The sequence below is a fragment of the Luteibacter sp. P4_D7_3 genome, from assembly GCF_056401735.1.
Genome location: NZ_JBFUIT010000357.1, coordinates 1 through 3,788, shown reverse-complemented (window position 1 = coordinate 3,788; position 3,788 = coordinate 1). Strand labels below are relative to the sequence as shown.

The window sequence follows — 3,788 nt, the reverse complement described above, 5'->3', positions numbered from 1 at the left end:
GCCTTCGGTGCCCACCCTCGAGGCGAGTTCCGCACAAGTGGAGCGGCCGTAGGCCAAATAAGTACACGGCCGCGCAGCGGCCTTTCCGCTACGAAACGCGGAGGACGTGTCTGAGCCGCGAGGGTGGGCACCGAAGGCTCTGCGCCTCACCCCCCCCCCAACGCAATCGGCGGCGCAAGCCGCTAAACACACGCACTCGCAACGCGAGTGAACCGCTTCAGCCCGGCGGCCAGTGCATCTGGCGGCCGGYGAGCAGGTGGACATGGATGTGGAACACTGTCTGTCCGCCGTGCGTATTCGTGTTGATCACCGTGCGGTAGCCGTCCTTCGCAAGACCCTGCGCCCTGGCGAACGAGGCGGCGGCGAGTAGCAGTTTGCCCAGCAGTTCGGCATCGCCCGGCACGGCGTCGTCCAGCGTCGCAATGGCCCGCTTGGGAATGAACAACACGTGCACCGGCGCCTGCGGATTGAGGTCGCGGAAGGCGAGCACGTCGTCGTCTTCATAGACGATATCGGCCGGAATTTCCCGGCGGACGATCTTCGCGAAGATGGTGTCGGTCATGGTGATTCCTTGAAGGGTCAGCCGACCGACTGCCGGCTGCCGAAAGCATGGGCGAGCGTGCCGCGGTCGACGAATTCGAGTTCGCCGCCCAGGGGCACACCATGAGCGAGACGGGTAGCGCGAATGCCGGCGGCCTTCGCCAGCTGACCGATGTAATGCGCCGTTGCTTCGCCTTCGACCGTCGGGTTGGTGGCGATGATCATCTCGGCGACATCGCCCTCACCCAGTCGCTCGACGAGCAGGGGCAAACCGAGCTCGTCCGGTCCCAGGCCATCCAGCGGCGAGAGGCGCCCGAGCAGCACGAAATACTGGCCGCGATAACCCGTCGCCCCTTCGATGGCAGCGAGATCGGATGGCGATTCCACGATGCAAAGCACCTGCGCGTCACGACTCGAACTGGCGCAGAGCGAACACACCGGTGTCTCGCTGAAGTTGCGGCAGCGCGTGCAATTGCCCACGTCGCGCATTGCCGACTCCAGGGCAGCAGCCAGACGCAAGCCGCCCTGCCGCTCGCGTTCGAGCAGCTGGAAGGCCATGCGCTGGGCGCTCTTCGCACCGACACCCGGCAGGCAACGCAAGGCATCGATCAGTTCGCCGAGAAGGCGGGAGCCGTTAGTMATCGTGTGGCGTGACCGCTCGTCAGAACGGCATCTTGAAGCCGGCGGGCAAGTTCAGCCCGGCGGTGACGCCACCCAGCCGCGAGCGGCTGATTTCGGCGATCTTGTTCACGGCATCGTTAACGGCTGCGGCGACCAGATCCTCGGCCATCTCGGGATCGTCCGCAAAAGCCTGGCGATCGATGTGCACCGAGCGCACTTCGTGGCCGCCCGACATGGTCACGGAGACCAGACCACCACCGGCGGTACCGGTGACTTCCGTCTTGGCGAGTTCATCCTGCGCACGCTTCATGTCTTCCTGCATGCGCTGGGCTTGCTGCATCAGCTGACCAATTTGACCTTTCACGTTCCTGGCTCCACGGGTTTGATCGATTGCGGAATGACGCGCGCGTCGAATTCGCGCTTGAGCGTCTGTACGAAGGGGTCGGTCTCCATCGAGGCGACCGCGTTGGCCTGTGCGTCGACCTGCGCCTGGGCCCGGCGTTCCGCCGGGGTACCCAGATTGCCGTGATCGGCAATGAAGCGGATGCGAATGCGTCGGCCGAGCGCCTGGGACACCTTTTCTTCCATCTGACTGGTGAGCGGCTCCACGGCCAGATGCATGTGCGAAGGCAGTAGCGCCAGCACCATGCCTTCACCGTCGAGCTCACGCAGCGACGAGTTCTGGGCCAGCTGACCGATCGGACCGCGCAGGTTCGCGCGCTCGATCACCTCGTGCCAGTCGGGCATACCATTGGCGCCGAGGGCCAGCGGGCCCTGTGGCGCGACGGGTGCCAGTGCCAGTGCCGGTGCTGGCGCTGGCGCCGCTACGGGCGGAGCCGCGCGGGGCGCAACGGGTGCAGGTGCGGAAGGACGCGCGGCAGCCGGCGCGGATGCGGGTGCAGACGAGACAGGCGCCTGAGCGCGCTGCGGGGCAGCGGCGGCGGGCGCCGGTGCTGATGCTGGAGCACGCGGCGCGGTGGCCGTCGCCGGCGCGGCCACGCGTGGCGCCGAAGGCGCAGCGCCCTGTCCGGCTTCCGCCGGACGGAAAGCGAACATGCGCAGCAGCGCCATCTCGAAGCCGATCCGCGCATCCGGCGCCAAGGGAAGTTCCCGGCGGCCGGTGGTGGCGATCTGGTAGTAGAGCTGGACGTCTTCGGGCGCGAGACGGTTGGCGATGTCGGCAAGGCCGGCGTCCCCCTCTTCTTCGCGATAACCCGGCACCAGCTGGATCAGCTGAATGCGATGCAGCACCGTAGCGAGATCGTCGAGGACGCCGGCGAAATCCGGCGAGTAAGACGCGATACGGTCGGCCTCGCCCATCAGCGCGGCGCCGTCACCGGCGGCGAGCGCCTCGACCACGCCGAGCACTTGCCCGCGCTCGACGCTGCCGAGCATGGCGCGTACGTCGCTGGCGCGCACGGAGCCGCCACCGTAGGCAATGGCCTGGTCGAGCAACGACAGTCCGTCGCGCATCGAGCCATCTGCGCCATGCGCGAGCTCACCGATAGCCTCGCCTTCGTATTCGATGCCTTCGGCCGCGAGGATGTGACGCATCTGTCCGGAAATCTGCTCCGGCAACAGGCGCTTGAGGTTGAACTTGAGGCAGCGCGACAGGACCGTCACCGGCAACTTCTGCGGGTCGGTCGTGGCGAGCAGGAACTTCACATGCGGCGGCGGCTCTTCCAGGGTCTTCAGCAGCGCATTGAACGCCGGCTTGGAGAGCATGTGCACCTCATCGACCAGGTAGACCTTGAAGCGCCCGCGCGACGGCGCGTACTGGGCGTTCTCGATCACCTCGCGGACATCGTCCACACCGGTATTGCTGGCCGCATCGATTTCGAGCAGGTCGACGAAACGACCGGCATCCACCGCCGTGCAGACCGAGCACTCACCGCAGGGATCGGCCGATTCGCCCCGCTCGCAGTTCAGCGACTTGGCGAAGATGCGGGCGATCGTCGTCTTGCCGACGCCGCGGGTGCCGGTGAAGAGATAGGCGTGATGCATGCGCCCGGAGTCGAGCGCGTTGGTGAGCGCGCGGACCACGTGCTCCTGGCCCACCAGTTCGGCGAACTTGCGCGGGCGCCACTTGCGTGCGAGGACCTGATAGGACATGCGTATTACCTTGGGACGACGGTGGATTGTGCCAAGGACCCGGGACGGGTGAAAGCGCGGCCCGAAAAGCGCGGCCCTCAAAAGGCGATGACCCTGCCAGCCACACCCCGGCACCCGAGTCGTCCGCTACCGTTGCTTCCTTCCGGACCTGGCGGAGTTTACGGACTATCGTCGCGGGGGGACCGACAGGGTCACCATAAAGACGTTTGAAACTGGCGGAGAGAGAGGGATTCGAACCCTCGATACGTTATTAGCGTATACACACTTTCCAGGCGTGCTCCTTCAACCACTCGGACACCTCTCCACTTGTACATCCTCTTTCCCGGCTTCCTGTCCGGCAAAGAAGCGGAAGGATAACTTCAGCGGTGCGGCGAGACAAGGGTGGAACAAAGAAATGGCATCAGCCCGCCGTCGGTCGGGGCGGCTGTGGCTCCGAAAGGGCCACCCGTTCGCCCGGACGAACGATCCGGTACCCGTGTGAGACCAGGGTTTCGCCGTCTTCGACGCTCCCGTAG

4 protein-coding genes, 1 tRNA gene and 1 other RNA gene are annotated in these 3,788 nt (G+C 66.0%); all 6 read right to left on the bottom strand.

Annotated features, from left to right (window positions below; all coding sequences use genetic code 11):
• Nucleotides 1-217: 217 nt before the first annotated feature.
• Nucleotides 218-562 carry a histidine triad nucleotide-binding protein gene (locus AC1DSN_RS19755; RefSeq protein WP_477332387.1) on the bottom strand — a complete coding sequence of 115 codons (345 nt, stop codon included), beginning with the start codon at nucleotides 560-562 and terminating at the stop codon, nucleotides 218-220.
• A gap of 17 nt (nucleotides 563-579) precedes the next feature.
• Nucleotides 580-1,182, bottom strand: coding sequence for a recombination mediator RecR (gene recR / locus AC1DSN_RS19750; protein WP_063573111.1), 603 nt, complete (start codon nucleotides 1,180-1,182; stop codon nucleotides 580-582).
• Nucleotides 1,183-1,201: 19 nt separating this feature from the next.
• On the bottom strand, nucleotides 1,202-1,525 hold the full coding sequence (locus tag AC1DSN_RS19745; RefSeq protein ID WP_063573112.1) for a YbaB/EbfC family nucleoid-associated protein: 324 nt from the start codon (nucleotides 1,523-1,525) through the stop codon (nucleotides 1,202-1,204).
• Nucleotides 1,522-3,273, bottom strand: coding sequence for a DNA polymerase III subunit gamma/tau (gene dnaX, locus AC1DSN_RS19740; RefSeq protein ID WP_477297515.1), 1,752 nt, complete (start codon nucleotides 3,271-3,273; stop codon nucleotides 1,522-1,524). The genes AC1DSN_RS19745 and dnaX overlap by 4 nt, the downstream gene beginning before the upstream one ends.
• A gap of 91 nt (nucleotides 3,274-3,364) precedes the next feature.
• An RNA gene (gene ffs, locus AC1DSN_RS19735) (signal recognition particle sRNA small type) lies at nucleotides 3,365-3,461 on the bottom strand.
• 25 nt (nucleotides 3,462-3,486) lie between these two features.
• Nucleotides 3,487-3,577: transfer RNA gene (locus tag AC1DSN_RS19730), tRNA-Ser, on the bottom strand.
• Nucleotides 3,578-3,788 lie beyond the last annotated feature (211 nt).

Bases quoted from the DNA above. Each gene is read 5' to 3' on its own strand.
- dnaX (WP_477297515.1), bottom strand. From the start codon at position 3,273: ATGTCCTATCAGGTCCTCGCACGCAAGTGGCGCCCGCGCAAGTTCGCC.